This is a genomic window from Vibrio caribbeanicus ATCC BAA-2122 (assembly GCF_000165125.1).
Lineage (GTDB): Bacteria > Pseudomonadota > Gammaproteobacteria > Enterobacterales > Vibrionaceae > Vibrio > Vibrio caribbeanicus.
The window spans coordinates 30,032-54,266 of record NZ_AEIU01000022.1 but is presented as its reverse complement, the minus strand read 5'-3'; the positions used below and the strand labels follow the sequence as shown (position 1 = coordinate 54,266).

General features: G+C 41.2%; 18 protein-coding genes. 2 read left to right on the top strand and 16 right to left on the bottom strand.

Going from position 1 to position 24,235, the window contains the following annotated elements:
* Positions 1 to 829 precede the first annotated feature (829 nt).
* The 5 genes from RH40_RS02215 to matP form a co-directional block, all read right to left on the bottom strand.
* Complete coding sequence (locus RH40_RS02215) at positions 830 to 1,078, bottom strand: hypothetical protein (protein ID WP_009599664.1); 249 nt, start codon at positions 1,076 to 1,078, stop codon at positions 830 to 832.
* Positions 1,079 to 1,206: 128 nt separating this feature from the next.
* Positions 1,207 to 1,611, bottom strand: a complete 405-nt coding sequence (locus RH40_RS02210) for a hypothetical protein (RefSeq protein WP_009599663.1) — start codon at positions 1,609 to 1,611, stop codon at positions 1,207 to 1,209.
* 435 nt (positions 1,612 to 2,046) lie between these two features.
* Positions 2,047 to 2,523 carry a hypothetical protein gene (locus RH40_RS02205; protein ID WP_009599662.1) on the bottom strand — a complete coding sequence of 159 codons (477 nt, stop codon included), beginning with the start codon at positions 2,521 to 2,523 and terminating at the stop codon, positions 2,047 to 2,049.
* A 347-nt stretch (positions 2,524 to 2,870) separates the two neighbouring features.
* Positions 2,871 to 3,182, bottom strand: coding sequence for a DUF3634 family protein (locus RH40_RS02200; RefSeq protein ID WP_009599661.1), 312 nt, complete (start codon positions 3,180 to 3,182; stop codon positions 2,871 to 2,873).
* A gap of 10 nt (positions 3,183 to 3,192) precedes the next feature.
* Positions 3,193 to 3,639, bottom strand: a complete 447-nt coding sequence (gene matP / locus RH40_RS02195) for a macrodomain Ter protein MatP (RefSeq protein WP_009599660.1) — start codon at positions 3,637 to 3,639, stop codon at positions 3,193 to 3,195.
* Positions 3,640 to 3,807: 168 nt separating this feature from the next.
* On the opposite strand from matP, the gene RH40_RS02190 reads away from it, so the two are divergent.
* Positions 3,808 to 5,457, top strand: coding sequence for a S16 family serine protease (locus RH40_RS02190; RefSeq protein ID WP_009599659.1), 1,650 nt, complete (start codon positions 3,808 to 3,810; stop codon positions 5,455 to 5,457).
* 92 nt (positions 5,458 to 5,549) lie between these two features.
* Positions 5,550 to 6,068, top strand: coding sequence for a bifunctional 3-hydroxydecanoyl-ACP dehydratase/trans-2-decenoyl-ACP isomerase (gene fabA, locus RH40_RS02185; protein ID WP_009599658.1), 519 nt, complete (start codon positions 5,550 to 5,552; stop codon positions 6,066 to 6,068).
* Positions 6,069 to 6,210: 142 nt separating this feature from the next.
* Here the strand turns inward: fabA and rmf are convergent, their stop codons facing one another.
* From rmf to prc, 11 genes are all read right to left on the bottom strand, one after another.
* On the bottom strand, positions 6,211 to 6,384 hold the full coding sequence (gene rmf, locus RH40_RS02180) for a ribosome modulation factor (RefSeq protein ID WP_009599657.1): 174 nt from the start codon (positions 6,382 to 6,384) through the stop codon (positions 6,211 to 6,213).
* 357 nt (positions 6,385 to 6,741) lie between these two features.
* Complete coding sequence (locus RH40_RS02175; protein ID WP_009599656.1) at positions 6,742 to 8,661, bottom strand: ABC transporter ATP-binding protein; 1,920 nt, start codon at positions 8,659 to 8,661, stop codon at positions 6,742 to 6,744.
* Entirely contained in the window at positions 8,639 to 8,881 is a 243-nt protein-coding gene (locus RH40_RS02170) for a glutaredoxin family protein (RefSeq protein ID WP_009599655.1), read from the bottom strand. The genes RH40_RS02175 and RH40_RS02170 overlap by 23 nt, the downstream gene beginning before the upstream one ends.
* 9 nt (positions 8,882 to 8,890) lie before the next feature.
* Positions 8,891 to 11,017, bottom strand: a complete 2,127-nt coding sequence (gene rlmKL, locus RH40_RS02165; protein WP_009599654.1) for a bifunctional 23S rRNA (guanine(2069)-N(7))-methyltransferase RlmK/23S rRNA (guanine(2445)-N(2))-methyltransferase RlmL — start codon at positions 11,015 to 11,017, stop codon at positions 8,891 to 8,893.
* 434 nt (positions 11,018 to 11,451) lie between these two features.
* The gene (locus RH40_RS02160) at positions 11,452 to 11,997 is read right to left on the bottom strand and encodes a cell division protein ZapC (RefSeq protein ID WP_009599652.1); all 546 of its coding nucleotides are present in this window, start codon (positions 11,995 to 11,997) and stop codon (positions 11,452 to 11,454) included.
* Positions 11,998 to 12,170: 173 nt separating this feature from the next.
* Positions 12,171 to 13,181: a quinone-dependent dihydroorotate dehydrogenase gene (pyrD, locus tag RH40_RS02155; protein ID WP_009599651.1), complete on the bottom strand. Its 1,011-nt coding sequence runs from the start codon at positions 13,179 to 13,181 to the stop codon at positions 12,171 to 12,173.
* A gap of 84 nt (positions 13,182 to 13,265) precedes the next feature.
* Positions 13,266 to 18,107 (bottom strand): NAD-glutamate dehydrogenase, encoded by a 4,842-nt coding sequence (locus tag RH40_RS02150; RefSeq protein ID WP_009599650.1) that lies wholly within the window; start codon positions 18,105 to 18,107, stop codon positions 13,266 to 13,268.
* Between the two features lie 187 nt (positions 18,108 to 18,294).
* Positions 18,295 to 18,513, bottom strand: coding sequence for a DUF2835 domain-containing protein (locus RH40_RS02145; RefSeq protein ID WP_039954054.1), 219 nt, complete (start codon positions 18,511 to 18,513; stop codon positions 18,295 to 18,297).
* Positions 18,514 to 18,572: 59 nt separating this feature from the next.
* The gene (gene pepN, locus RH40_RS02140) at positions 18,573 to 21,179 is read right to left on the bottom strand and encodes an aminopeptidase N (RefSeq protein WP_009599647.1); all 2,607 of its coding nucleotides are present in this window, start codon (positions 21,177 to 21,179) and stop codon (positions 18,573 to 18,575) included.
* Between the two features lie 213 nt (positions 21,180 to 21,392).
* Positions 21,393 to 22,055 (bottom strand): hypothetical protein, encoded by a 663-nt coding sequence (locus RH40_RS02135; RefSeq protein ID WP_009599645.1) that lies wholly within the window; start codon positions 22,053 to 22,055, stop codon positions 21,393 to 21,395.
* Between the two features lie 169 nt (positions 22,056 to 22,224).
* A complete protein-coding gene (prc, locus tag RH40_RS02130) occupies positions 22,225 to 24,225 on the bottom strand; it encodes a carboxy terminal-processing peptidase (RefSeq protein ID WP_009599643.1) in 2,001 nt (666 codons plus the stop codon).
* Positions 24,226 to 24,235 lie beyond the last annotated feature (10 nt).

The window sequence follows — 24,235 nt, the reverse complement described above, 5'->3', positions numbered from 1 at the left end:
TGCACAATCAAACTTAATTTAACATAATATACATAATGCGCACTAAAGTAACAGAAGAAATAGAGCGATATTTTGGCAATATTTACGCTTGTTAACACTAATTACGTTCGTTTTTGTCTAATCTCACCGACTGGGTCTACCTTATCCAGGCTGCAAAAATTTTACTACGTGTGGTAATTATGATGTTCTCGATTGTCTCTGTTTAATCATCGTTATTCTGTTCTGGTAACACTATTAGAAAATAATTTCTTTGAAATGATTGTGATTGTTTGTAGTTTCTCGCCAATCTTATGACCACTTGTTGCCAGCGTTTTCTTCGCTCTGCAATTCTGTCTATGTTGTACTTATTAAGTATCACGTCTCTTTTTAATCACAGCTTAGGTCAAGATTCTGTTCTAACATATTGAAGATAAATGCCGTAGTTCACTTAATGACTACCACTAATTCAAAGCGTTACGTGGTCACAATAATGCTGGCTTTATCGATAAGCTCATTATAATACCTCGTCGATCGTCAAAGATTAGTTTGTTTAAGCTCTATATGCATGTTTTCTAGATGAAATTTGATCTTCAAGTACTCGAAAATGCCGAAAAAACCAAGCACTGTGTTTATGTACAGTTCCTAGTATTGAAGAAAAAGTAATAACACCACAGCCTCACATTTAAACATTAGCAAGTATCTCGACAAACACTCAATTTCAGTCATTAGATAAACACGTATGTTCCCTACTCGTCGTAAAGGTCACATCTTAAAGTATTTACTCGAGCCCCTATGATGTAGATGAGGCTAGGAATTAAAAGGCTGTATCATTTAGGTACAGCCTTTTCGACTAACTTTCTAATATTTTTTTTGTTTCTGCTGGCTTTAATTCGGCTTCAATAGCTTCAACGATCATATTTAAATTACAAATATTTTCTTTTAAGCAACCAGAATTTTGACTTGAGTGTTTTACTAGCTCCAGAGCACAGGCCACGGCGATAACCTTTCGGCCTGAATCGTCTTTTGCCCTGTGGTACATAGATTTCACATTGTCACTACCGACACGAAGAAGAGTTTCTTTAAAGAGATTACTAGACATGATCTTTCCTATAACAGTGAGAATAGAGCGAGAAAATACGGAACTAGATGCGCTTTTCTATGATTGACCGATAAATAAAGTTTTGGCGTGTATCAATGAAATTCAGTAACTTTACTATTTTCTCTGCGTTAGAGAATTCTCATTGCGAGATTTGTTACCGCCTGATTACTACTAAGGCTATAGTAGGTTTTGTAAGAATCTATCCAATAACTAGAGCCATCAGGCTTTATAATTTCAAAGATTTCCCATCGAGAAGTACCACTTTCAGCGGGTTGAGGAACATAACCTGCTAAACAATTAAATACTTTAGTATTGTAAATCGCTTCATCAACACGAAAAACATTAAAATATTGACCGTTGACCTCAGTGACACGAGCCCATTGGCCTTCAATGGTTTCGTAGTTATCATTACCATCAAGTAACCATTCCCAGTCACTACCATCTGGTAGTCCACAATAGACATAGGAAGTGTTCCCAAAAGCTGCCGAGGTTAGAAATAAAGTAATGCAGGTGATAAATGTGTTTAGTTTCATTTTGTTATGGCCTTTATATTTGTGAGATAGCTGGCCATTAATATCAGTAACAAAAAATACTTGGTTTGATACTAATCAATTTTTTTTGTTTTATAAATCATGCATATATATTCTTTTGCGTTAGTAAACACAATATGACGGCTTTTAGATAATGTACACCAAAGTGTGTTATGAACGAAAAAGACTCTCTGAAGTACTCCTAATTAGGTTGATCTAATGAAAAATGATTTGATGCTATCCGCGTGAGATCGGCCTACCCTTTGCTAGAGCTGCGAAAGGATATATTTGTCTATAATTTACAACTAAGACAGCTTTGATTAGCGTGTTCTTCACCTTCCACACCAGTATCTCTTCATATTAGTGCCGGTAAATAGTTACAAAAAAGCCCAAACGTTTATTTTGGGCTTTGAGTAGAATATATGTTTTTGGAGGAGCTTAATAGCTTCTTGTGATTAAACCGATAACCGAAGCATTGTTAGTACCAAAATGAAGTGTTACCGACTTAGTTTCTCCTTGTGCGAACGTACCGTCTTGCTCAATAGAAAGCGGTGATATGAATCGTTGACCACCAAAATAAGCCTTTATTTGCTCTGGCTTAAGGCGAACACCACTGCCAGAGTGGTTAGTAATGACGGCTTGGACCATACGTTTACCCGCTGCACTACTATAGATATTGTAGCTCTCTATTGTAAAGTAGCTATGCGCCGGCCTATCTTTGGTATGCTTGGGCTGTGGGGTCTTGAGCGGAGATGTTACTGATCGTACAAACTGCATCGTATCTTGAGATTGTGAGATGCTATCTTGTATACCATCTATTGTATTTTTTATGTCTTCGATATTATCGGCAACCTCTGCATGCACGGAAACGGAACCCATTAGCACAACGGCGATCAACCATTTTTTTGCTGACATTGTGATACTCCTTGGAGTGTTTGCTATACCTGAACGTTGAATACTATTTTTAATATCTTTGTTCTGTGTCAATAACGAGTCACTTTACCTAATTTTTCATTACTAAACGATATGCAGTAATAGATAGTTTGAGCCACTTCCCTAAAAAAAACACATAAGTTCATCAAATTGTATTAATAAGTTACATTGTAACTTTATTTGTTAGAGATTGATCGTATAGATAAGGTTATATTTATACTTGAATTTATTGAATAGTGATTAAATACATTATAATTTAGAATATATTAATTTAGTTATAGTGCATTATAATGTAACAAATAAAAGGCATCATAACGCACTGCACTATTTTAAATGGAACGTTTTTTACCTTTAGATTTGAAACCTTGGTGAGGAAATACATTTCTTATGCGCTGCTGCACAGGTTTAGGGATGTCTCTTGTAAATAAGAGTTTGGCATCGGAACGCGCCATATACACTTTAATTGTTCCCGAAAACGTTTCTTTATCGCCAATTTCTATTAGGTTCTTTTTAAACCCATGCGGAATATGCCCTTTACAAGCTACGATTTTTCCTTCTTGAACCTTGATTTTAGCGACAGGTCTGTCGATAAAAACCAGCCAAAAGATAATCGTACAGGTTATAAATAGCAGGGTTAACATAGCCTATCCCCTAATCTAAAAGTTTACTTAGATCTTCTTTGAGGCTGCTTACGGCTTTGCTAGCTTTCTCACTACGAGAAGCCTCTGAAAGTAGATACTCAATAGCATCAGATAACGTACAACCCAGCTCATTGGCCCGATGTGATAGTTTTTCCCATACACGATAATCTAAATCGATAGACTTTTTCTTGGTATGAACTTGCTCAGCATTAAAATGTCGCTTACGTTTCGCTCTTATCGCCTGTTTGAGTTTATTATCAAAATCAGGAGACATATGATCGTTGATCCATTCAAGGACCTGAGTGGGGTCATGTTCTAGCTGGCGAAGCTGATTAACTGCTTCTTTTGCCTCGCTACTATCAACGTATCGAGTGATGGACTCACCGGCTTTCCACTTATTGACCAAGTAGTTCCACTTCCACCCACATTCTAAATTTTCTAGCTGCTGATATTTCATCGTGAAGTCGTTTATCCTTACATTAAGGTGACAGCGTAACCCTAACTGATTAAAGTTACAATCCTAAACTTTTTTAAAAGCGATCTTTGTCATCACAAAATTACCAGTATCTACCTAGCACATTTTTCTATATAATTTTTCTACATTTTTAGTATACGAATTGATTGAATGAACCAAGAAAGCTGGCACGCCATCACTCCGCAATACTCTCAGTACGATGCCCAAATTCAACGTTTGGATGAAATTGAGCAAGTCGACTTCTTACAACTGCAGCCAAGGTTGAAGCAAGCATTGAAAACCCTCTGCTCGCTAAAAGGCTTTACTCGTTTATTGGTTGTCGATGCATATGATAATGCATTTTATCGTAGTCTGATTAAAGATGGCCTCTCAACGCTTGATGCTAACAAACCAATTGTTACTACTGAGTCTTTAAATATAGCCACCCTATTGGGTTCATACAACTGTAATGACCATGGTGACATTGTAACAAAGAATGACGGTCTGGTTGATAAAGCCGATGGTGGCTACCTGATTATTCCAATGAGTCTTTTACTCGCCAATCCATCCAGCTGGCAAATTCTGAAATCTATTCTTCTCAATGAAAAAGTCTCACCGGTCAATGCGAATCCGAGTAAAATTGCTAATGAGCAACAATCAAAGTCGTATGATATCAAGCTTGTCATTGTTGGCCGCGGAGTTCAAATTTCTGAATTTGAATACATTGATCCTTACATTTATGACAACATTGCCCTATACACCGAAATCGAGGGAGAAATTCAACTCAACGAAACCAGTATCAATCAATACTTAGGCTATTTGCGTTGGATTATCGCAACTTATCAGCTCCCTTCTCTCTCATTTGGTGCTGTACATAGATTGATGCATGCAGGTGCTAGGCACACAGAAGATCAAGGTTACATGCCCATTGAAGTGCTTTGGTACCTCTCACTATTTCAAGAAGCGATGCTAACCAGCAATGGTAAAGTCATATCTGAGTATGACATTGACCAAGCTATCGAGAATAAGCATTACCGCGAAGCCTACCTTCAAGAGCGCGCCCTTTCCGATATTACTGATGGACAAGTAATCATAGAAACCAAGGGAGAATGTATAGGACAAGTCAATGGTCTAACCGTCATCAGCACCTCCGGTCACCCTGTTTCCTATGGTGAACCGAGTCGGATTTCGTGTGTTATCCATTTCGGCGATGGTGATATCTCCGACGTCGAACGCAAGGCTGAACTAGGCGGTAATTTGCACGCTAAAGGCATGATGATTATGCAGGCTTTTGTTAGCAGTGCATTAAAGCTTGATGAACCGTTACCCTATTCTGCTTCTGTTGTATTTGAACAATCCTATATCGAAGTCGATGGCGATAGCGCAACATTAGCTGAACTATGCTCTTTTGTTTCTGCACTGTCTGAATACCCAATTAATCAACAAATCGCCGTTACGGGCGCTGTTGACCAATTTGGCCGTGTGCAAGCAGTTGGAGGCCTAAATGAAAAAATTGAGGGCTTTTATAATGTTTGTAAACACCAAGGGCTTACTGGCTCGCAAGGCGTGATTTTACCTAAGTCTAATCTAAAGCATCTTTCTCTGCATAAAGATGTTGTCGAAAGCATTAAAAACAACGAATTCCATATATGGTCTGTCGCGACCGTTGATGACGCTATCCCGATCATTATGGGCAAGCCCTTCAGGGATGACGATGATGAAGATAGTGTTATCAATAAAATCGCCCAACGTATTGAGAAATATGAAAGACACGAACATTCTCAAGGAATTGTGGCTCGCATCAAAAACTGGTTCGCATAACCCCGTTTTTCATCCAGAATTTTACTGATCGGACTTGTTTAGCGTACACCTGTTCACTAACATGCTGCTACCAAATATTGGAGTTATTGATAATGCAAAATAAACGTGATTCTTACAATCGTGATGATCTTCTAGCCTCAAGCCAAGGCGAATTGTTTGGACCTGGCTACCCACAATTGCCTGCGCCTAACATGCTAATGATGGATCGCGTCACTAAAATGTCAGAAACAGAAGGTGATTTCGGTAAAGGATTGATCCTTGCTGAGCTCGATATTTCTCCAGATTTATGGTTTTTTGACTGCCACTTCCCTGGTGATCCAGTAATGCCAGGATGTTTGGGTCTAGACGCGATGTGGCAGTTGGTTGGATTTTTCTTAGGCTGGGTCGGTGGCAAAGGAAAAGGCAGAGCCTTGGGTGTTGGTGAAGTTAAATTTACTGGCCAGATCCTTCCAACAGCAAAAAAAGTGACTTATGAAATTCACATGAAACGCGTTGTTAACCGCAAACTTGTTATGGGTTTGGCTGACGGTCGAGTTTGTGTAGATGGCAAAGAAATCTATGTCGCGAAAGATCTTAAAGTGGGCCTTTTCCAAGATACTTCTTCTTTCTAGATTTAACATTAAATGTTTAGAAGTGGCCATTTAGCGCCACTTTTTTGTTGTCAAAATATTTAGTTATAGTGCATTAGGTATCCTTTTAAAGCCCCGATGATCGGGGCTGGTTAGATAATATTTTATCGTATGTGGAATAGCGTTATTTGTAGAGACCAGAGTGTTTATCTTCTCTGGCATCGCGCCAACCGCCCATCCAGTAGGAACGAGCGTCCATTTGTTGATACGGACATGCTTCCATAGAGCGGCCATTTAAGCCTGCTTTATACCCTTTTGATTGAGCTCTTTCTAAGCGGTCACGCTTTTGTCTCTTCATAGGTTCGTCCTCATACATTGTGTTTTAACGTATTAATTTAGTAATTATATAGCCCACCAGCTTCGTATTCGAGGCTAGTAGCGCTATGAAGCTTTTATTACTTCACTGTTAAGGTTCGTTCAAAAAGCAGGCTTATTCAAGCTAAAAACACCACGATATGTTAAAGTGTGAAGCGATACTCCGAACATCCTTCTTTTCTCTTAACTAGTTAATACAAAAAGAAAAAACTAACAAAATAACCCCTAAACTCTGCCTCAATGTAAAAATTAATTACCAATAATCAGAGAGTTAAACTTGTGGCTTTTACTAAAAAAAATGCCGCTGTTAACAGCGGCATTTTTGAAGTTTTTATGACAGTTATTCACTTTCTTTTTGCATCGACTCGAGTTCTTCCCAGCGCTCAAATGCCTGCTCCAATTCTTGCTCTGTCGCTGTAAGCTTATCCAGGATAGGTTGAGTCACATCAGAAGACTTACTGAAGAAATCTCCACTGTTAACTTGTTGCTGTAATGTATCGATGTCTTCCTCAAGTTTTTCAAGCTTTAATGGTAATTCTTCAAGTTCTCGTTGAAGCTTGTAGGAAAGCTTTTTATTTTTTCTCTCTTCTGGGCGCTTAGGATTACTCTGTGATGATACTGCCGCTTTATCAGATGACAAAGGAATTTGGCGCGTTTTATGAGCTTGTGAGCGCTGCAGTTGTGCATCATGATAACCACCGACAAACTCTTCAATGATCCCATTTCCTTCGAAAATCCAACTGGATGTCACCGTATTATCGACAAATTGACGGTCGTGACTAACCAAGATCAGAGTTCCCTGATAGTTGGCCAAAAGGTCCTCTAACAGTTCTAATGTCTCGATATCAAGATCATTGGTCGGTTCGTCCAAAACCAGAAGATTATTTGAACGAAGGAAAATTCTCGCCAAAAGCAACCGATTCTTTTCTCCGCCAGATAAGGCTTTTACCGGCGTACGTGAACGATGAGGCGCAAATAAGAAGTCTTGCAGATAACTCAGCGCATGACGCTGCCGACCTCCTACCATTACCTCTTGTTTTCCATCAGCAAGGTTATCAATTACAGACTTTTCTGGATCGAGAACTTCTCTGTATTGGTCAAAGTAAGCAACTTCAAGCTTGGTACCGCAGTGAATAGTTCCCGACGTCGGTTTGATCTTATCCAGCAACAGCTTAATCAAAGTACTCTTGCCACAACCATTCGGTCCGATCAATGCGATCCGATCGCCGCGCATGATATTAAACGAAAAATTGTCCACAATCGAAGAACCTTCGATTTTATAAGACAGTTCTTTGGCTTCGAAGACAATTTTTCCTGAGCGTGCCGTGTCGTCAATTTGCAAATTCGCTTTACCTTGCACTTCTCGACGCTCTTTGCGCTCTTCTCTTAACGCCTTTAAGGCTCTAACTCGACCTTCGTTACGTGTACGCCTTGCTTTGATACCTTGACGAATCCACACTTCTTCTTGCGCAAGCTTCTTGTCAAATTCAGCATTTTGCATTTCTTCTACGCGAAGCATTTCTTCTTTTTCAATAAGGTAATTCTCATAATCCCCTGGGAAGGAAGCAAGATTGCCGCGGTCTAGATCAACGATGCGTGTAGCCATCGATTTGATAAAGGCTCGATCGTGTGAAATAAAGATGATCGAGCCACGGAAATCTTTGAGAAAACTCTCGAGCCATTCAATTGTTGTTACATCAAGATGGTTAGTCGGCTCATCGAGTAATAGTACATCGGGGTCGCGAACAAGCGCTCTAGCTAGCGCAGCCTTTCTTTGCCAGCCACCGGATAAATCGCTAAGTTTTGTCTGTCCCTCAAGTTTGAGCGCAGCAAGCACGTTTTTGATTCTATCTTCAAAACGCCACGCACCTGAGTGTTCAAGCTGCTCTTGGATCTTTGCCAAACGATTAATGTTTTTTTCACTGGGATCAACGGCGATAAGATCAAGCTGAACTTGATAACTTTTAAGCTGTTCTCCTACTTCAGCTAATCCACCAGAGACGTAATCAAATACACTTCCTTTTTCGTTTCTAGGAGGATCTTGTTCGAGTCTCGATACGACTACGTCTTGCGTTACGGTCAATTTCCCATCATCGAGAATCACCTCGCCTACAAGCACCTTCATCAAAGTCGATTTACCTGCACCGTTGCGTCCAACCAAACACACACGCTCGTTTTCTTGTAGGGAAAAGTTTGCCTTATTTAGCAATGGATGATCGCCATAAGCGAGCAAACCATCATGTATCGTAAGTAATGCCATTTTTATCTAACCAAGATTGAATCTGTTCCAAATCAAAAGGCCAATAGAGCTCATCACCTTCGAAATTCAGTACAGGAATTGTTACGCCGTAACGAGAAAATAGGCACTCATCGAATGCAATATCAACAATCTCGATAGGACAAGAAAGATTTGTTTGTTTTAGTAAATCAAGGGCCATCTCGCAGAGATGGCAGCCTTCGGTACTATAAAGAATGACCACTTTCGATCGTTATTCCTTATGCGTAATTACCCAACAGTTATGGATATGTTTGTTACGTGCAAAATCCATAGGTAGTGTCTTGTGTGAAATATTTTCTGCCACCAAACTCAACTCACCAAGACTCTCTACATCCATTTTAAATTGACGTTTATTATTAGAGAAGACTATCTTGCCTCTCGCTTTGAGTAAACGTTTCAAGTTCTTCATTAATTGAATATGATCTCTTTGGACATCAAAACTCTGCTCCATACGCTTAGAGTTTGAAAACGTCGGTGGATCAATAAAGATAAGATCAAATTGTTTATCGCAATGCTCAAGCCACTGTAAACAATCCGCTTGTTCATACCGGTGCTGGCGACCCACCTGACCATTGAGTTGCATATTCTGCTTAGCCCAGTCGAGATAGGTGTTCGACATATCTACCGTTGTTGTCGACTTAGCACCTCCACAAGCTGCATGAACGGTCGCCGAACCTGTATAAGCAAACAGATTGAGAAAATCTTTGCCCTGCGCCATTTGACCTATCTGACGTCGAGTAAGTTTATGATCTAAAAATAACCCCGTATCGAGATAGTCATGAAGATTGACCGACAGCTTCACTCCGTATTCAACTACGGTAAGTGTTTCTGACTTCTGAGCCAGTTTTTGGTACTGCTGGCGTCCTTTTTGCTTTTCTCTTACTTTCAATACAACATTATTCGCCTGAATGCCTGTTACCTGAATAGAAGCACGAATAATATCAGTCAGTCTCTTTTTGGCTTTCTCTTCTGGAATATCTTTTGGCGCTGCGTATTCTTGAATCACTAAGTGATCAAGATATTGGTCAATTGCAACATTATACTCAGGCAAATCAGCATCATAAATACGATAACAATCCAATTGTTCTTTACGTGCCCATTTGCCAATTTTGGCAATATTTTTCTTCAAGCGGTTACTAAAATCAGGAGCAACCTGAATTTGAGTGACGTTGTCACCTAAATCAGAACGAGCCCCAGAGAGACTAATAGAATAGTTCTTTTGTATACAGGCAATAGCACCGTTGTTTAACTTGAACTGTTTATCAGCTCGCATTCTCAAGCAACTCAGTAATTCGTCAGAGCTTGAGAATATGGACGCTTGACTGCCAGGAAACTCAGCTTTAAGTTGGGCACCGAACTCCGAGTACAAAGCAATAAGACCCGGTTCTGTACCAAGTCGCTCACCATAAGGCGGGTTAGAGACGATTACACCTGTTTCAAAGCCCTCAGGTCGTTTACAGTTGGATGCGTCCGCTTGACTGAAATCAATTAAGGTATCGACACCTGCACGACGCGCATTCTCTCGTGCTGTTTTGAGCACACTTTCATCATTATCCATGCCCCAGAAACGAGCGACAGTTTTTTTGACACCCCTTCTCGCTTGAACATTAGCCTCCGATTTGATCTCTGCCCACGTCTCTGGCTCGAAGTCTTCAAGAGATTCGAAACCCCAGCTTTGACGTTTGACACCAGGCGCCATATTAGCCGCCATCATTGCAGCTTCAATAAGTAAGGTCCCTGAGCCACACATTGGATCGAGTAAATTTAGCTCTTCATTCCAGCCACTTCTTAAAACGATCGCGGCCGCCAATGTTTCTCTAAGTGGTGCTCGGCCAGATTTTGGTCTGTAACCGCGTAAGTGCAGACCTCCACCAACCATATCAATACCAAGCAACGCTTTATCTCTGTGTAAGCGCACGTGAACTCTTAGATTTGGGTTTTCTTTATCAATCGAAGGTCTTGGTAAATTCTTCTTTTCAAAATGATCAACGATAGCATCTTTGACTTTCATCGCACCATATTGACTGTTACGAATTTCACGGTTGGTACCATTAAAATCGACGACTAATCGTTTCGAGCTATGAAAATGCCCGACCCAGTTGACTGCCGATGAGGCTAAATAAAGGTCCATATCATCGTTACAATTAAACTCGGCAAGTACTCGAACAAAACGAGAAGCGAGACGGCTCCATAAGCAGCATCGATAAACTAGGTCGTTTGATGCAGTGAATTTAACCCCAGCTTGAACAGGTTTTGCGTCAGTGACACCTAATTTAGTCAGCTCCTCAACCAATAGGTTTTCTAAGCCATTCGATGTAACCGCAAGATATTGATGCATAGTGAACTTTTTTTAACAGAAAAATAGCCTCCTATTATACCTGACTCAAATACCTATCGTTAGCTCAATCTGCGGTGAAAGCGCAAAAACTTCTTTCTGTTGGCTCAGTAAATAAATTTCAAGATCCACAAACATCAAAACAAATTTCGACAATAAACTCTATCCTTCAGCCGAAGTGAATACTTATTCTCATTGAATCTGGTCTATACCAAAGGGTTTTTATTTGGTAATTTAGTTACAAAAATAGGCTAAATGGGGAATAAATGAACTTTTCAGCGCGACTGGATTGGGAAAACAATGCGAAAAAAATGTAATAATTTAGGTTAATTTCGAGTGAAATCACTCTGAAGTAAGTTAGGTAGAAGCGTAAAAAAACCAGCTTGCTGCTGGTTATAAGAATTAAAAAGGATTAAAAAGGATTAAGTTTGATACTGTTAACCGACCATTGCGATCTGCTGAGAAAGGAATGCATCATTGGCCAATGTCATACGGTCGTGTACGACTTTGATAGCCTGGCCAAACTCAAGTGATTTGCTTCCGTTAAGATCGAAACCATCCAGCTTCACACAAGCGCAAAGGCTTGCACACTCTCCCACTTCGAGCACAACAAAGTGGCCGCTACCATAACTGTTAGATAACTCTATGATATCGCCTTCTTCTGGGCTTGAAACACCGTAATCTGCGACATCAAAAAACCAGCTTTTAGGCTGTACGGGCTTGTGAAAGCGTTTCGCAGCGACACAATAAAGCGTCAACTCTGCTTGTCTAGGTTCGGTCAAACCTAACAGAGCTATCTGCTCTTTATAAGTTTGGAACGCTGTCGCGTCATCGACAGAAAATTCATTCACTCCCATTGCGCAATCAACCACCAGTTTTCTCGATAGATTGGTTTTAAATAGCATATCACCACCGAGGTCGAGCATTAGATGCTCATCCACGTCGTCGTAATACCATATCCAATTATCATTAGGCTTTAGCATGATTGCGTCTCTTGGTTAAGAAGTCAGGCGCCTTTACAACAAAATCGCCAACTTATACCGAGAAGTCTATGCGTTAATAAATAAAAGAAAAGAGGAAATGAATAGTCATTTCCTCGTGTAATCAACCATTTTAAATGAGAGTTTTATATAGTTACAGCGTAACTTAATCAACTCTAGATATTTTTAACGATATCTTTCACCAGAGATGGGCCTTGATATATTAGTCCTGAATATACTTGAACTAAACTTGCACCAGCGAGTAACTTTTCTTTAGCGGCAACATAAGAGTCAATACCTCCAACACCAACTATAGGAATATTGCCGTTCAATTCTTTAGCGAGAATAGCAACAATCTCAGTGCTGCGACTTTGTAGTGGACGACCGCTTAAGCCCCCTGCCTCACTGCCATTTTTCATACCTTCAACAATCTGACGATCAAGCGTAGTGTTGGTTGCAATCACACCATCAATAGCGTTGTTGAGTAAAGATTGGCAAATCTGCTCCAATTCTTCATTCGTTGAATCAGGCGCGATCTTTAGCGCCAAAGGCACATATTTACCATGCAGCTTTGACAGTTCTTTTTGTTTGGCTTTAAGCTGAGACAATAAATCATCAAGAGCCTCGCCATATTGTAGAGAACGCAAACCAGGAGTGTTTGGCGAAGAAATATTAACGGTAATATAATCAGCATATTGGTAAACCTTATCCATACAAATAAGATAATCCTCTGCCCCTTTCTCTATTGGAGTGTCTTTATTTTTACCGATATTTATACCAAGAATACAATCAAACTTTGCCTTCTTCACATTTTCAACAAGGTAATCAACCCCCTTATTGTTGAAGCCCATTCGGTTAACAATGGCGTCAGCTTCAGTAATCCGAAATAAGCGAGGCTTTTCGTTTCCTGACTGCGGCCTTGGTGTCACAGTTCCCACTTCTACAAAACCGAAGCCCATCGCATCAAAGGCTTCGATACATTCTCCGTTTTTATCGAGTCCAGCCGCTAAGCCCACTGGATTTCTGAAGGTTAATCCCATGCAATTTACTGCTCTATGAGGAAGTTGCTGGCGATAAAGAAGATCGACTGGTGTGCCAGTAAAGCGTTTCAAGTTTTCAATTGCAAGATCATGTGCTTGTTCAGCATCAAGTTGGAAAAAGCCATTTCTAGCTAAGCGGTAGAACATTTTGCCTCCGAAAAAAAGCCCCGTATAAACGGGGCGATATTATTCAACGTTTTGTCTCATATTTCAATCAATGAAGAGAAACCTTTACTCATTACCTGAACAATTCAGGTTAAGTAACATAAGCTCCCTCAAAGCGACTGAGAATTTTGCAAATTCATGGACCGAGCCCACTTTAAATTCATTGAGAATGTTTTCCCAGCGATGTAAAGAGGCTTGGTTAATTTCAATCCACTGCTCTAGCGCATTCATCACATGAAGCTCGCCCGGGTCACAGGCACAATTCAAAACTTGACCAGTTAGCTGACGCTGTTGCCAGTCCAAATCTTCTCTAAACGCAGCTCGAGCTAATGCTTGCCAGTTGTTCTCCACACCCTGACTATTGATTTGTTTTAGGAACCAATGCAATGACAGACGATCCCCCAAGTTGTAGTAAAGTTTTGCAGTTTGCTCGATGCTCTTGCCCTTTTCCTTAGCAACTGTAGATATATCCAATACTGAGTAAAGGCTAGACAAACGCGCAACGTAATTGGCAACTTCAGTTGTCACACCATTCTTGATCCACGCTTTAGCCATATCATTATGCTCTTCAACCTCAGATGGAACCAACATGTCATCAAGGCCCGCTTGAATAATTTCAACGTTAGCTTGATAGCACTCGATCAGCTCTTTCACTGACTGTCTACCACTGCGGTTTTGCAAGAACCAGCGAGTTAAGCGGCGAAGTGTGCGACGTACATAGAAGAAGATATCGTATTGAGCTTCAGCAGAAGCCTGATTATCAAGAGCACGCACTTCCTCAAACACTTTACCTAGTGAGTATATTTCACGAGACGCCGTGTAAGCATTGGCAATATCAACCACGCAAGCACCCGTTTCTTCTTGAAGACGAGTGACGAAGTTACAGCCCATTTCATTTACCATTTGATTGGCGAGTGCGGTGGCAATAATTTCAGCACGAAGTGGGTGACTCGACATTTGTTCAGAATAGTTACGGCGTAACTCTGTCGGGAAATAGTTGATGAGTTGCTGAGCATGGAACTCATCTTTAGCTATATCTTCATGGACCAACTCTTCTTTAAGAACCATTTTTCCATACGCAACCAGTACAGATAATTCTGGGCGCGTTAGAGCTAGGCCCTGCTTTTCACGTTCAAGCAATGTCTCGTCATCAGGAATGTGTTCAAGTGCTCTGTCTAGATGCCCTGCTTTTTCCATGGTATGAATAAAGCGGATTTGCTCTTTGACTAGAGAACGTCCTTTGTATTCAGTCACTGAAATCGTCTCAGATTGACAATATGCGTCATCTAGAACAATCTCACCAACTTCATCTTCCATAGACTCTAGTATTTTATTACGTTGCTTGACGGTTAGATCGCCGTTGACCACCAGACTATTGAGGAAAATTTTAATGTTTACTTCATTATCTGAACAATCAACCCCACCGACATTATCGACGAAGTCGGTGTTCACTCGGCCACCGTTGAGAGAGTATTCTACCCGACCCAATTGGGTTAAACCTAGGTTACCACCTTCACCAACAACTTTTGCACGCAATTCTTTGCCATCGACGCGAAGAACATCATTTGCACGGTCACCCACATCAGTATGCGTTTCGCTCGATGCTTTCACATAAGTACCGATACCACCATTCCACAGTAAATCAACTTCCATTTTCAAGATCAATTTGATCAAGTCATTTGGGGCCATGGACGTTTTCTTGGTCCCGACCATTTTCTGGATTTCAGGAGAAAGTTGGATTGATTTTGCGCGGCGAGAGAAAATGCCACCACCCTTGGAGATTAGATCCTTATCGTAATCTTCCCAACTTGAGCGAGGTAATTTGAACAAGCGGTCACGCTCTTTCCATCCTTTAGCTGAATCTGGATTGGGATCAATGAAGATATGTAAGTGGTTAAATGCAGCTTGAAGACGAATATGTTTTGATAGCAACATACCGTTACCGAAAACATCTCCCGCCATGTCACCCACACCAATCGCGGTGAAATCAGTGGTCTGACAGTTAATGCCCATTTCCCTAAAGTGACGCTTAACAGATTCCCAGCCACCTTTAGCAGTGATCCCCATCGCTTTGTGGTCATAACCGTTAGAGCCACCAGAAGCAAAAGCATCACCAAGCCAGAAATTGTACTCTTCTGAAACTGAGTTTGCCAAATCAGAGAATGTTGCTGTTCCTTTATCTGCTGCAACAACCAAGTACGGGTCATCTTCATCATGGCGAACAACGTTTTGAGGATGAGACACTTCACCATCGATAATATTATCTGAAACATCAAGAAGTGCACGAATGAAACGCTTGTAACAGCGCTGGCCTTCAGCGAATATTTCATCACGGCCACTCAGTGTGTGCTGACGTTTACAAACAAAACCACCTTTTGCCCCTACAGGAACAATCACGGTATTTTTCACTTGCTGCGCTTTGACCAAGCCAAGGATTTCTGTACGGAAGTCTTCTTGTCTGTCTGACCAACGTAAGCCACCACGTGCAACTTTCCCGCCACGTAAATGTACACCTTCGATATCTGGCGCATAAACGAAGATTTCAAACGCTGGTACAGGTTGAGGGATTTCTGGAATTTCACTAGGCTTGAGCTTTAGTGATAACCATGGCTTAGGATGTTTTTTCTTGTCGAGCTGATAATAGTTAGTTCTTAGTGTCGCCGTTATCATTTCCATGTAACGACGAATAATCCTGTCATCATCCAAGCTTTCGACATGGTCAAGCTGCTCCATCATTTTAGCGATGAGGTCACTCTGACCCTTTTCGACGCCTTTAAGTTTTGGATCAAAACGCTTAGTGAAGAGCTCAACTAGGCCTTTTGCAAGGTCTGGATAATGATTCAGCGTATCTTCGATATATTGTTGACTGAACGGGAAACCGACTTGGCGCATATATCGGGCGTAAGCACGTAAAAGCGAGGTTTCACGTCCGGTCAGTGATGCGCTCAACACCAGACGGTTGAAACCGTCACTTTCAAGTTCACCTGACCATATCGAAGCAAACGCTTGTTGGAATCGATCCCTAGCTTCACGTAAATCAACCGTTTTTTCGCTTTTATGTAACATTGAGAAATCAAGGATCCAAAAGACCTGGCCATTTGATTTTCTCACTTCATAAGGTGACTCACCGATAACGCGCATGCCAAGATTTTCCAGCATAGGCATAACATCAGATAAGTGGATTGGCTCATCACGATGATAAAGTTTAAGCTTTACGGACTTGGAATCTGAGGCCAGTTCCTGAGGACGGTAAAATAGCATCCCGAGCTTATTGTCATCGTTAAGTTCCTCAAGACGCTCAATATCAGCAACGGCTGAGCCAGGTAAAACATCTTCTTTGTAAGAACGAGGGAAGGCACGCTGGTAGGCTTTGGAAAGAGGTAGGCCTTTGCTCTCACCAAAGTTAGCGATTATTGCGTCTGATAGTCGGTCATCCCAATTCGAAGATGCTTCCATTAAATTTTGCTCAATCATTTTTGCGTCAACATCTATGTCGGTACTATCGACACGGACAATGTAGTGAGTTCGGGCTAGCGGACTCTCGGAGAAGTAGGTGGTAAACTCCACCTCCTGCTCACAGCCAAAGTACTGTTTTAAAATACTCTGAGTCTGGCGTCTTAGCTCGGTGTTATAACGGTCTTTTGTTACATAGACCATACAGCTGAAGAAACGCCCAAATGGGTCTTTACGAACAAACAAACGCAGCAAATCTCGGTCTTGCATTTGAACTACGCCTGTTCCAACCTCAAGAAGCTCTTCTTCTTTTGCTTGTAATAGCTCGTCTCGAGGGTAGTTTTCCAAGATATTGTGCAGCGCTCTAAAAGAATAAGAACCTTCACGATAGCCGCTGTAGTCTAAGATACGCTCGACTTTCTCTCTGATCAGCGGAATACCCTCAACACTTTGATTGTAGACGGCTGACGTGAATAGGCCAATGAATCTGTGCTCACCGATTACTTTTCCATTTTTATCTAGCTTCTTGATCCCAATGTGGTCGGTGTAAGCTGGGCGATGAATGCGGGAAGCTCTATTACCTTTCGTCACAACGATAAGTGACGACTTTTCAATTTCTTGGCGTGCAGAATAAGGGAAATTCGACAAACGTGCAGAACGAAGTCTTTCTGATTTAGCTAAAAGGCCGTAACCCTTATCTTCAGTAGGCCTTAACTCTAAGTCTCCTTCAATAGAAACTAGATCATATTCCTTATACCCCATAAACGTGAAGTTATGATCGCCTAACCAACGAAGAAAGCGAATCGACTCTTCGTAGCGATCACACTCAGTTTTTACTTTCCCTTGCTGAGACTCAACATGACTCGTTACCTGCTCTAGCTTTTCAACCATAAGTAACCAATCTTTAACGACCAGCTCAGTATCATTGAGAATACTTAGAAGCTCCTCCTTGAGAGAGGTCATTTCTGCTTTGTCGGTAAGACGATCAACTTCTATGTGGAATAAAGATTGGAGTGCGCCTTCACCTTGGTTGATACCAGTGATTTTCCCTTTATCACCGCGACCTATCTGAGTCGGACCGTGGAGCATTAAGTGAGAAGACAAGTCGAGCCGGCTCAAAGCCATTTTAATCGAATCGACCAGAAACGGGCAGTCAGGTACAACAATTTCGACAATAGTATGCGTCGATTGCCACCCTTGACGGCTGACAGTAGGATTGAAAACACGGACAGATATTTGGTCAGGTTTTTGTTCATTGATATGATGCCAAAGAGAAATAACGGCGCCGTAAAGGTCAGACTCGTTTCTTTCAACTAAGTCATCCTGTGCTACGTTACTGAACAGGTGTTGCGCTAGTTGGGTTACTAGAGGTTGATGAGCAAGGTCAAGTTTGTCTTGAATCAGTTTGTAAACTTTTTCAAGCAGAACCGGCATCAATGTTTCACGCGCGGTCATAATCACACTCCACAATTAGAATTGTATGTTTTTTTGGGTTTTTTGTAAGCATAGTGCTTATTACGAGTAATGCCGCCTTATTGTAAGAGCTTTACTGAGCAATAGTTAATTTTTTTAGGAGTGGTACGATGTGAAATGTTTGATAATGTGACTAAGGTTCTATTTAAAGTGGCCCTACACCAATGGGTTAAAGGAGTTCCAGTTGTAAAAAGCGGTTGTCATTGTCTGTTGTCAAACGAAAACGGCCTTTTAGACCAATTTGACTTAGAAACGGTCGAAAGCGAGAAGCCGAAACCTGAATACGTAGTCCCTCATCAGTGTTCACAACGACACTACTCGCAGCACCGCTATAGTGCATAAGAAATGTCTGATAAGGGATGTTTAGCATAAAATAATAGTGTTTCAATTCCACACACCTACTGTTTGAAAGTGGCACAAAAATTACCGGTGCCACTTTCATTCTCCCTACATTTCTAAAGCTTTATTGACTTTTTCAAACAAATCTTTTGCTAGATTGTCCAATGCTTGTAGTTGTAGAAGCTCTTCTTTAATCATCGATTGTCGTATCTCATCGTATTTCTTGAACTTCAAAAGAGGATCGATAAGACGAGACGCCACCTGTGGATTACTCTCGTTCATTTCTCTCAATATCTCACCTGCAAACTGATATCCCTCTCCTGAAAGTGAATGGAAGTTTACTGGATTGAGGTTTAAGAATGAACCAATCAGACTACGTGTACGATTTGGGTTTTTGAGGCTAAACGCATCATGCTCCATCGATAACTTCAGTTTAGCTAGAGCATCGTTACAAGGGTTACTTCCTTGCAACGCGAACCACTTATCCATGACAAGACCATCATGAGACCATTTCTCGCTATAGTCCGCCATAAGTGCGTCACGGCACTCAAGTTCTGCGCTATTCGCCGCAGTCATAGCGGCAATGGTATCTGTCATATTATTGGAAGAACGATATTGTTGTTCTACCAACTGATTCCCTGTTTCAGTGAAGGCTAAATAGCTTAACGCGATATTACGTAACGCCCTCATACCGATTGCTTCGTGCTCTACCAAGTATTTATCTTGATATAGACTATGATAAATAGCCGTCAACTCGTCTTCTAGCTCTTTTGCCAGATTCATTTTTAACGCTTTGAGCGCAAAATTTATGGCTTCAATATTAACGGTATCGTACCAACCCGTGACTTCATTAAAGCTAGGTAACGATATCATTTCAGCAATAAAGGCAGGCTCAAGACTTTGAGACAATAATACGCCTCGAAATGCATCGATAACATCCAGCGGCATATCGAAATTACCACCATCAGCAATTCTGGCAATATTTTCTTTTAAGTATTTTGCCAGCAACATCTGCCCCGCATCCCAACGAGCAAAGTCATTTTTTGCATGAGACATGAGAAAAACGAGTGCTTTGTCATCGTAATCATACTCTAGCTTAACAGGTGCAGAAAACTCCCTCAGTAGAGATGGGATCGGTGCCTCGTCAATACCATCAAAGACAAAACTTTGATTTGGCTTTTTAATGTCCAAAACATGATGAACAGGCTCTCCATTGCTGGTCAATGGAATCGCCGCGCCATGTTTGTCATAAAGTTCGATATCAAGCGGAATATGAAGTGCCTGTTTCTCTTCCTGTCCGGGAGTTGCTGGTGTCTGCTGTGACACTGAGAGCGAGAATGTTTTGTGCTCTGCGTCGAACACACTGGAAACTGTCAGCTTTGGTGTGCCAGATTGGCTATACCACAAGCGGAACTGCTCCAAATCAACCCCTGAAGCATCCTCCATTGCAGCAACAAAATCCTCGCATGTCGCTGCCGTACCATCGTGACGCTGAAAGTAGAGCTTCATTCCCATTTGAAATTTAGACTCACCCAGTAAGGTATGAATCATCCTAATAACTTCACTGCCTTTTTCATATACAGTCAGAGTGTAGAAATTGTTCATTTCTATCACTTTTTCAGGACGAATTGGGTGAGACATTGGACTTGCGTCTTCTGCAAATTGTGCCCCGCGAACCACACGTACATTATTGATACGGTTCACTGCGCGAGAGCCGAGATCGGATGAAAACTCTTGATCTCTAAAGACAGTCAACCCTTCTTTCAAGCTCAGCTGAAACCAGTCTCTACAAGTGACACGGTTACCTGTCCAGTTATGAAAGTATTCATGACCAATAACAGCTTCAATTCCGAGGTAATCCGTATCTGTCGCTGTTTTTTCATTGGCTAGGACATACTTAGAGTTAAAAACATTAAGCCCTTTATTCTCCATCGCACCCATATTGAAGAAATCAACAGCAACAACCATGTAAATATCGAGGTCGTATTCAAGTCCAAAACGCTCTTCATCCCACTTCATAGAGTTAATTAAGGATGTCATCGCATGTGGCGCTCTGTCTAGGTTTCCTCTGTCAACAAATATCTCTAGATCGACATTACGGCCAGACTTTGTCGTGAATACATCTCTCAGCACATCGAAATTACCCGCCACTAACGCAAAAAGATACGCAGGTTTTGGGTGTGGGTCTTGCCATTGAACCCAGTGACGCCCATTAGCCAGAGAGCCTTCGCCAATTTTATTTCCGTTACTCAACAGATACGGGTATTCCACCTGATCGGCCACCACTTTTGTAGTGAAGGTGGCGAGAACATCAGGCCTATCCATATAATAAGTGATGCGTCTAAAGCCTTCGGCTTCGCACTGAGTACAGAAAGCACCGCCTGATTTGTATAGTCCTTCAAGTGCCGTATTGTCTATCGGACTTATCTCCGTGATGATCCGGAGCTCAAATTCTTCTGGCAATTGATGAATCAATAACCCAGCGTCTAGTTCTTCGTAATTCGACCAGTTTTCACCGCTAATCTGAATTTCTTTCAGTTGAAGACCTTCACCATCAAGATAAAGTGATGTCTCCGTTTTTAACTGCTTTACAGTAGATATGGCCGAAACCGTCGTCATTCTGTCATACAAGTCAAAAGTTAAATTAATATTTGATATTGTATGAGAGGGTGATTGGTAATCTTTACGGTACTTGGCTTGAGGCATGTTCGCCATCTCGAAATCCTTCTGACTGTTGTATGAAATTACAGAGTTTTATACGTTAACTTTTTCCATGTTTGGTTAACTCTGATTTTTGATGGCTTTAGCTTACAAAACTCCAACAAAAAAAACGAGACTTCACAGAGAAATGCCTCGTTTTTTACGCAAAAACTTCAGGAAAATTGTTCTTATATATTGGTTTTTGGAAAAAGATTGACGTTGCGAACGTCAGCGAACCCTATTAAGCACCGCGTACAATGCTCCTTCACCCATTTCCAAAGTGAGGATATCACTGTTTAAGGTGTACTTGGTGCCATGTTCACCATGCTTGTATAAGAGAACCAAATGTTCGCCTTCGGTGTAGTACACACCACGATGAACGGCTTCAACTCCATCTCCGTTTGTAACTCTAAAAAGGAAAACAAAATCAGGTTGTAATATTAAGTCGAGCTGATGAACATCGCTTGTTGAAGCATCTACGCCACTTAGCGTCTCACTCGACCACATGCCCGCAAGCGAATTTGATAACGCTTTAGTAAACATTACACCGTTCAAATTTAGAAGATTGTGATTGGCTGAATATTGATATACTTGTGGCTCATGACTGTTAAGTCCCAAGACTATAATGTCTTCGTTAGCGCTATAATTACCCTCCCAATGGTCAACAGTGAGGTCGCGCTTTTGAATATCAATATTGAAGCGATAGTCAGAATCCAATGTTAACTTTATCGCTAAAAAATTCTCTTGTGATTGCTCTGGATCTGGGTTGACCAAGTACCAATCCCCAAGCAAAAACGGTTGGTCAAAATGGGTTAAATCTCGATTATCATGAGTCTGCTCACTTAACACTGAGAAGCTTAATATCAAGGACAAAAAAACAACCAATTTCATAAAGTGCTCCTTAGTGTTTTCTTTAAGCTTAGGTGCACTATGAATAATTCGCGAAAAATTGAATCAAAACAGTCAATATAAAAAGCGAGCCCAAAAGGACTCGCTCTGAAAAGATAGCGATAGAGTTAACTTAACGAAAAACGAATGTCTAACTCAAACAAGACACAAATTACTTAGGTTCAATCATGTCAAGCATGATATCAACCGATTCATCGAGATACGCATCAGGCGCTTTGTAATCTTTGGGAATGTCATCAAGACTCTTGAACACTGGTTTACCCTGGGATTTTTGTCTTGCATTCACCCTTGCTAAACGACTTTTATCGGCTTGTTCAGATTCATCTTTTCTTACCTTCTCATTAAGAGAAATAAAGTTGTCATCTTTTTCTGCTTTATATTTGGCAATATCTTCAGCAATAAAACCAAACTCTAAGTCCTTTGCAATTCTTGCAGAGTGCTTCTGAGAGAGTTTTTTGACCAAATCATCGTTACGCTGTAACCTTTGATATTTTGCCATTTTTATACTATCCCAGGGTAGTGCATTATCTTCGACACTCTCACCCGTCTCTTCAGGGTCAATGGCGGTAGGGAAAAGAATATCTGGCGTCACACCTTTATTCTGAGTACTACCACCGTTGATGCGATAGAATTTCTGTATCGTGAACTGGATATAACCAAGCCCTTTGTCAAAGAAGTCATACATTTCCCGTAAACTCAAATGCTGCTGGACTGTTCCTTTACCAAACGAGTTTTCTCCCAACACAATTGCACGACCATAATCTTGAAGAGCAGCGGCAAAAATTTCAGAAGCAGATGCACTATTTCGGTTAACAAGCACGCTCATAGGGCCGCTGAAACTGATTTTGTCATCGAGGTCGCCATTAACATTTACACGACCGTAGCTATCGCGGACCTGAACAACGGGTCCACTTTTAATGAACAAACCCGTCAGGGCCGTTGCCTCGCTCAAAGCACCGCCACCGTTATTTCGGAGGTCAACGATAACACCATCGACTTTTTCACTTTTAAATGTTTCTAAGAGCTTGTCTGTATCTTTGGCAAGCCCCATGTAAAAGCTAGGTATTTCAAGAACGCCAATTTTTTTGTTGTTCTTTTCGATAATTTGAGATTTTACCGCCCTATCCTCGAGCCTTATTTTGTCTCGTACAAGAGTGATAACCTTAGCCTTCGAATCTTTACCATCAGGCAAGATCTGCAGGAAAACCTTGGTACCTTTGGGCCCTTTTATTAGTTGAACCACATCATCTAGACGCCAGCCGATGACATCCACAATGTCATCTTTGTCTTGGCCAACACCAATAATACGATCTCCCTCGGCAAGTTGATTACTTTTAAGTGCCGGGCCACCAGCGACCAAAGAGCGGATCACTGTGTAATCGTCAGTCATTTGTAATACTGCACCAATACCTTCAAGAGATAGGTTCATCTCTGTCTGAAATTGATCAGCTGTACGCGGTGACAGGTAACTGGTATGGGGGTCAATTTCACGAGCAAAGGCGTTCATGTAAAATTGGAATACATCTTCACTCTTTGTTTGGCTGATACGTTTGAGAGCATTGTTGTAGCGCTTGCCCAATATTTCCTTGATTTCTTCCCAATCTTTGCCGGCAAGTTTAAGATTCAGCGCATCATATTTAACACGCTTACGCCAAATCTCATTTATCTCAGCGATATCTTTTGGCCACGAGGCTTTGCTCCGATCTCTCTCTAAATTTTCATCTGTATTAAACTTGATTTCGTCATCGAGTAAAGAGAGAGCGTAAACGAACCTCTCATAACGACGCTTTACTGACAAATTATAGAGATCAAAAGCAATATCGGTTTTATTCGACTTTAACTGCTCATCGATAGAGAATTGCCATTTGCTAATCGCATCGATGTCAGTTTGAGTGAAGATGTTCTTGCCATAGTCTAGAGTCTCGACATATCTCCAGAATATCTTCTTGGACATATCGTCATTTAAGTTGATACGCTTGTAATGAGAACTGGTAAATTTATCTGTAACTCGTCGATTTGCTGTTGCATGCTGAGATTCAGAAGTCAGATTGGGTAGATCATCGAGAGAATAGTTGGCTTCAAGAGCCGATACTGATCCAGCTGCTAGCAAAAAGCTAGCAGCAATCAGCGAAAGTTTTAAACGGCATTTCATGCGTAGGAGT